The 6,755-nt window shown below is 65.7% G+C and carries 8 protein-coding genes; all 8 read right to left on the reverse strand.

Features of this window, described 5'->3' with window-relative positions:
* Positions 1-454: 454 nt before the first annotated feature.
* A complete protein-coding gene (locus tag J2847_RS33635) occupies positions 455-811 on the reverse strand; it encodes a hypothetical protein (RefSeq protein ID WP_209783076.1) in 357 nt (118 codons plus the stop codon).
* Between the two features lie 102 nt (positions 812-913).
* Positions 914-1,405, reverse strand: coding sequence for a hypothetical protein (locus J2847_RS33640; RefSeq protein ID WP_209783077.1), 492 nt, complete (start codon positions 1,403-1,405; stop codon positions 914-916).
* 879 nt (positions 1,406-2,284) lie between these two features.
* Complete coding sequence (locus J2847_RS33645; protein ID WP_209783078.1) at positions 2,285-3,127, reverse strand: head-tail joining protein; 843 nt, start codon at positions 3,125-3,127, stop codon at positions 2,285-2,287.
* An 83-nt stretch (positions 3,128-3,210) separates the two neighbouring features.
* Positions 3,211-3,558 carry a DUF2190 family protein gene (locus J2847_RS33650; protein ID WP_209783079.1) on the reverse strand — a complete coding sequence of 116 codons (348 nt, stop codon included), beginning with the start codon at positions 3,556-3,558 and terminating at the stop codon, positions 3,211-3,213.
* 3 nt (positions 3,559-3,561) lie between these two features.
* Entirely contained in the window at positions 3,562-3,783 is a 222-nt protein-coding gene (locus J2847_RS33655) for a phage head-tail joining protein (RefSeq protein WP_325169541.1), read from the reverse strand.
* Positions 3,780-5,471 carry a prohead protease/major capsid protein fusion protein gene (locus J2847_RS33660; RefSeq protein ID WP_233474977.1) on the reverse strand — a complete coding sequence of 564 codons (1,692 nt, stop codon included), beginning with the start codon at positions 5,469-5,471 and terminating at the stop codon, positions 3,780-3,782. The genes J2847_RS33655 and J2847_RS33660 overlap by 4 nt, the downstream gene beginning before the upstream one ends.
* Positions 5,420-5,626, reverse strand: coding sequence for a hypothetical protein (locus J2847_RS34470; RefSeq protein WP_233474978.1), 207 nt, complete (start codon positions 5,624-5,626; stop codon positions 5,420-5,422). Before J2847_RS34470 ends, J2847_RS33660 begins: the two co-directional genes overlap by 52 nt.
* A partial coding sequence (locus J2847_RS33665) for a phage portal protein (RefSeq protein ID WP_209783080.1) occupies positions 5,619-6,755 on the reverse strand: 1,137 nt, incomplete at its 5' end. The genes J2847_RS33665 and J2847_RS34470, both read right to left, overlap by 8 nt.

The raw sequence follows: 6,755 nt of genomic DNA on the forward strand, positions 1-6,755 counted from the left end.
CTCCCACTCCCGGTGGAGCTTCAGTGAATCATGCTCGCTATAATTTGGGAATCCCATGCGGCCCGAGAGTCAGCTCAGGCGTGAGCCGGTATTAGTCGGAGATAGAGTATTAAAAAGCTCAGTTAGTGTTTGGGAGATACTATGTAGGGAGTGGTGCAAAGTCTGTCTACAAGATGATGTAAGAAGCAGCATATCCGCAAGAATTAACGATGCCCTTACTTGCAACCCTTCCTATAGATAGTTTCACAAATCTTTACCAGCGCGTTTCCATAATTCAATTATTGCAGGAAGCGCGGTAGTAGGAAATTTATTACCGGGAGAGATGGCAATAAAGTTAATGCCTCCTCCTGGTAATTTTCAGAAATCATGCAAACAACACCCCCCTATCGAGCCTCGGCCTTGAGATGCGGAGGGCGGCGCCCCAGGATATGGCTCCAGCGCCGCTGCGACGTCGTCAGCGCCCCAAAATCAACAGGCGTGGAAGAATTGTAGCGAGCTTGAAAATCCCTGTGACAGCGCCCCAGACGAGCCATAAAATTCGGTTTTTTAATGGCACAGTGCCGACGCATTCAAACCCCAAGTCGGCGCCAAATAACTCTTCCTGCATGCGCTTTATGTCACGCTTTTCCCAATCCCCATTTCCGACTTGCCTTCCATGCGACCCTATAATTCGACCCTCCTTGTCTCGTAGCTCAACGAAAACCCAGTCTCGGCGAAGCCCCCGCCTTGATAGTTCAACCGACCGCACTTCATCTTTGCGTACAGACACGTGACCAAAGGTAATGAAATCTTCCGGGTTGAGTTTCGGCATGAGAACCCCCAAGTGGCTAGCTCATAGGTGGTAGCGGACTTGATATGTGCAAGATCGTGTCGATAACGGCTGAACCCAAATCAATCCAATCCCCTACCTCCGTCAGCTCTTCTTCTCCCGAAACCGCCCCATCCCCAGCCCGGACAAGCACCGATCCGACGCGGCCACGTCCACCTTGTCGCCGGCCATGGTCAGGTGCCCCGCCTCCTTCCACTTGTTCACCGACGTGCGGGATACATCGTGCCAGCGGGCGTAGTCGGCTTGGGACATGGTGCCAGTGCCCAGAACAGGGGCCGGTGCAGGGGCGACCTTCGGCTTGGCCGGGGCCTTCGCTGGCGTCTTCGCAGGCTTCGGGGCCTCTCCCTCTTCCAGCGCCGCCACCCGCTGGCGCAGCTCGCCCACGGCAGCCTCCAGCGCCCCCACCCGATCATCATCCGGCGTCGTCGGGGCGGGGGCCGGGTCAGGGCGGGACAGAAGCCGATCCAGCGCGCCCGCGAACCCATCCTCCGCTTTCAGCCGGGCGGCCACCCGCCGCACGAGATCCGCATGATCCGGCCGGAGGCGGACGTTCACCTGTTGCGCGGCGGCGGCCATCGTTTTTCCTCCTGGCAGGGGTGCTAGCGGACCGCTAGCATTTGGGCACAAACTGCAAGCAGTTGCTAGCGGCACTGCTACAGGTTTGATATTTATATCAGGTGCGCGCTTGTGGGATGAGCACAGATTGCCATGGGCAGGCCAAGCCTTTTGGGACCGGAGTTAGAAAGCTGGGAAATTAATACCCCCTACGCCCACCGCTTCCGTTTCGCATATGTCATTGAAAATGAAAGAAATTTCCGAAATCACAAGATGCGTTGGTGTCGTCAATTCAGGCCGCGGTTATCGCACAGATTGCAATAGCCTCTGTGTTAAGGGCTTGTCATAACTCTGAGGCAGAGGAATGAATCCTCACTATCAACAGAGAGATTTATCCTGTAGGAAATGGGGAGTACGGCAAGAATTTCTTGATCTTCTTGCCGCACACCTCATATAAGAGTTATCGAGCTGAAGTGGCCAAGGCCCCTTAAGCTTGATGTGTTTCTGGTTAGCGCCACAATCTCATTATGGTGAGGATCAGATCCAGCGCTTTGAAGAGACACTCAAGGTGGTTGATCAGCTTAGTGTGTTGATTCTCCATCATTAGAGTCCTTGAAAAGTTGCATGGCAAGCGGATGTCGGGGGTGGTCTTGCCGGATCGAGCCCCCGCATCCGTCCCCACAAATTGGGGAACACCATTCATATCGTCAAGAACAAATCACTCGCCTTTTCAAGGGATCGCCCTTTTTCCTTTTGCGCTCTCACAAGGCAGGAGAGTTGTTATACAAAGAAGAGAAAACTTCTTATTGTTTTACAAAGAAGAACATTCGTTGTTGTCGTTTGTTTTTTTGGCAGCAAATCGTGCCATCGTATGCTTTTCTACCGCAATTTTCGGTGACTTTACCTGCATTGCAGGTCCCAGGCGAAGGGTGCCGCCCCCTGATAGAGCGCGGTCGCGGCCCCCACCGCGAAGGTCTGCCCTTCGAAGGTGATGCTGTCCCCCAGCTTCGGCGCGTCGGTGCAGCCGGCGGCGGTCAAGCGGTCCTGCATGACGATGATGCGTCGGGTTCCTATGACGACGGATCCCGCGAAGCCGTCGTCATAGCCCGCCATCCCGGCCAGCACGGGGAAGTCACGGGCAAAGCCCAGCGTCACGGCGAGCGTGGCGGCGGCGGACGTGGTCAGCGCCGGAGCGATTCCCACGCCGTCGAAGCGCCCGGATGCCGCCGTGGTCGTAGTGGTGACGGTGTGGACTGTGGTCCCGATGGTCACACGGTCGCCCGGCCGGAGCTGGCCTTGCGCCAGGGTGCCGGCGATGCTGACCGACACCGCGCCGGCCGGTGCCGCCGCCGACAGCTTCCACCCGCTGCCCTTGGGAGGGTTCAGGGTGCCGCCGTCCCCGCTGTAGCTGCGGTACAGGATCGGGGCGCCCCACAGCACGCCGCAGCTCCACACCAGCCCGTGCGGATCGTCCTCGGGGTGGTAGGGCGTGCCGGTCACGGTGTAGGCCATGGCGCCCACCGTGAACACGCCCCCGGTGGTGGGATCGGGCACGTCCGATGCCCGCACGTCGAAGGTGAGGCTGGAGAGGTAGACCGTCACCGGGCCGAACTTCACCGGCTTGCCGCCGCCCTCGCGGATGACGCGGCAGGGGATGGGCGATCCGGCCGGCGGGGTGTAGGTCGCGGCCTCCCCGAAGGTCAGGAAGGCCGGGGCGACGGCGAAGCGGTCGAAGTCGATCATGGGGCACCGGAGGGGAAGAGAGAGGGTCGCGGCCTTCCCCGGCCGGGGATCGGGCGGGCCGCGCGCCCGTCACATGTGGCGGATCAGGAGGCGGCGACGGTAGACACCCCGTCCAGGCGCACCTTGACCGTGCCGGCCCCGTTGCCCGCCGCCTCGATGGCGGCCCCGATGGGATAGCGGCCAGCGCCGGGCGCGTCGCAGCGATGGGCGGTCGCGTCCCAGGACACCCGGCCCCCGGCGGCGATCACCGCCGTCGAGAGCTTGGGCAGCTCGTAGACGCCCACCGTGGCGATGGTCAGGGCCTCGCCCTCGGCCGCCGTGGTCGCGGCCACGCCGAACAGCGCGCCGACGATGACGCCGCCCCCGCTGGTGACGCCGCCGGCCGGGGCCGCGACGGTCAGGGAGGCGCCGTTCTGGATGAAGGTCTTCATGGGTCAGATCCCCTTGGAGGATGAAACGCGGATGAGGGAGACGCGCGGCGCGGTGCCGGCGGCGTCGATCTGGCGGTTGAGCGCGGCCAGGGCGGCGGCCATCTCGGAGTCGCTCTTGAACTCCGTCTCCTTGCCGCCGTAGACCACCCGCCGGGCGCCGCTGTAGCGGGCCGCCTGGAGCGCGTCCCGCCACGCGATGAGGTCGGCCAGCGCCGCCACGGTCACGCCCCCGCGTTGGAATGGGCGCCCCGGAAGTCGATCACGCCATAGCCGAAATCCAGCCCGGCCCGCACCTTGACCGACTGGCTGTCGAAGTCGGTTTCCGTCTTGATCTGCGGCCCCTCGGACCCGGCCACGTAGCCATAGACCACGGTCGGGCACAGCCCCGGATCGGCCATCACGTACCAGCCATTGCCGGTGATGTTGGCGTCCACGATCAGCTCCATCAGCCCGGCCCACGGGTTGCTGTCGCCCGCCTTGGTCGGGGTGATGCTCGCCAGGACTTGCCGGCCCTCCAACTCCTTGTCCGGCCCGACCACGAGGAAGCGCGGCGCCAGATTGAGCGGGATGCCGTCGAGCGACTTCATCTTGCGCAGCGCCGCCACCGCCGCCCCGACGCTGGCAACGGTGATGGCGGCCCCGGCGGCGGCCTTGTTGGCATGGTCGGCGTGGAACAGGGCCTTGCCGTCCGACAGGGCCGGGTTGCTGGTCAGCAGGCCATAGACGAGACGGTTTTCGTCGGCCGCCGTGCGGATGGCGATCATGCTGGAGAAGTCCGAGAGCGCCGACAGGTCGTCGTTCACCAGGGCGCGGCGCCCCAGGATGATGCCGGTCGCGAACTCGGCCGCCGCCACCGTCTCGCGGTTCTCCGACATGGTGCCGTAATTCACCTCGCCCGACTCGGCGAGGTTCTTGAAGGCGGGGAAGTCGCCGACCCGGAGGAACTTGTGGGGCTTGAAGTCGGTGAAGCCGCGCCGGGCGGCCCACAGGCGATAGGTCGGGTTGGCGGCGGCGTAGCGGGCCAGCAGGATCTTGTTGCCGGCGTCGGCCAGCAGGAGGGGGAAGTCGCCCGTGGTGTGCGCCCCGATGGCGCGTTCCATCAGCGCGTTCTGGTCGAAGCGGTTGAAGCGCTGGCCGCGCGCCACCGCCAGTTCCCCCACCATGTCGAGCGCCCGGTGCCCCATGAACTCCCGCGCCCGCCCCTCGGCTTTGACCAGGCCGGGAGCGAGCCGGGCGGCCAGCGCGTCGGACATGCTGCGGCGGATGGCGCTGGGGTCGGTGTGGTCGGTGCCGACCGTGATCGGCGCCGCGGTGGTGATGGTGACGCCGCCGCGGCGGGTCAGCTCGGCGAACGCCGCGGCGCGGGCGGCGTCGACCGTGGCGGCCCCGTCGATCTGGCCGTCGATCCACGCTTGATCCAGCCCGGCCACGCGGGCCATGGAGCGGATCTCCGCGTTCACCGCCGCGCGGCTGGTGTCGGCCGGGGCCGGGGTGGTGACGATGGTGGTGGTCTGCGCCGGGGTGTCGGCCGGCGCCGCCGTCGTGGTCGTGGTCATGGTGTCCTCATGTGAACGAACGGTGGCGCCCGCATCGACGGGCACCGGGGTGAAACTCAGCTCGTAGGGTTCCCAGGCGATGGCGCGGAAGACGCGCAGGCCGTCGCGGCGCCCGGCCAGTTGCCATTTCGTGACGCGGTAGCCGAGCGAGACGCCGCGCACGATGCCGTCGCCCACGTCGGCCATCAGCTCGTCCGCCGCCGGCTTGCGGGAGAAGCGCACGGTGGCGACGATGCGCCCGCCGGCCGCCAGCGACGCCGCATCCACCACCCCCACCGCGTTGTCGGTGGTGGCGCGATGATCCTTCAGCGCCGGCCCACCGATGAAGCGGGCAAGGTCCGCACCCGCCGCGTCCAATTCCTCGATCCAGGCTTCCGCGTGCCATCCGGGGCCGGGGCCTTGCGCACCGCCGGCGCCAGCCCGGACAGGGCGACCACATCGACCGTGCGGGCCTCGCGGTTGAGCGTGGCCGGGGTGGCGCCGCCAAGGGCGCGCGTCAGGGGTTCAGTCATCGGATGCGCTCTCCGGATCGGTGGGGGTGGCGTCGGTCGGGGACGGGAGCGCGGGTGCCGACGTGGTGCCAATGGGCAGCCCCAGGCGCTTGGCGCGGGCGGCGTCGGCGGCAATCTCCGCGTCCACCTGTTCGGGGTCGTAGCCCAGGCCGGTGACGACTTGGGTGCGGCTCTTGAAGCCGGCGTTGACCATCAGGATCTCGGCTTCGGCGTCCTTCTTCGGGTCCACCCACACCGGCTTGGGCGGCAGCCACTCGACGCGGTGGAACGCCGCCGGATCGGCCTCGTAGGCGCGGAAATCGATCAGCCCGGACAGCACCGCCGTGCGGATGAAGCGGTCCCACACCGGCCGGCAGAGCCGGAAGACGACGACGTTGTGCTGCCAGTGCTCCAGCCGCTTGCGGAACTCCACCAGCCCGGCCCGGATGCTCGAATAGTTCACCCCGGACAGGTCGCCGGTCAGCAGCTCGTAGGGCACGCCCAACCCGGCGGCGATCGCCTGAAGGTGGCTCTTGATGAACGCCCCGTAGTGCTTCGATTCCTTCGGGTCGAAGAACTCCAGCGAGGTCCCCGGCTTCAGCGGCAGGATGGTCCCCGGCTCCAGGCCGAAGTCCAGAACCCCGCCGGCCGTGTCGCCCGGCAGCCCGCCCGCCGTGCCGTCCGGGTCCACCAGCGCCGCGCACAGCAGGTTGGCGAGCTTCGCCCGCACCAGGGCGGCGTCCTGAAGCTGGTCAACCTCATGCACCGCCAGCAGCACCGGAGCCAGCCAGGACAGGCCGCGAAGCTGCCCCGGCTCCACCGGGTGGAACAGGTGGGCCATGTCCCGCGCCGGGATCGCCACCGGGTTCCACAGCTCGGCCAGCGGCGCCAGCGGATCGTCCGGCCGCGCCGGCAGGACGTGGAAGGCGACGCGCCGCCCGGCGGCGTCGAACTCGATGCCGCCCCGGATGCGGGTGTCCACCAGCGCCGACAGGGTTTCGAGCGGGACTTGCGCCGGGTGAATCGCCTGGAGCTGGAACGGCACCTCCAACCCTTCGTCCGGGCCGAAGGTCACGAAGCGGGCGAAGCTCTCCCCCGCCTCCACCATCTGGCGGACCATGAGCGCCTGCATGGCGTAGAAGTCGCCGAA

The sequence above is a fragment of the Azospirillum agricola genome (genome assembly GCF_017876095.1).
GTDB classification, from domain to species: Bacteria; Pseudomonadota; Alphaproteobacteria; order Azospirillales; family Azospirillaceae; genus Azospirillum; species Azospirillum agricola.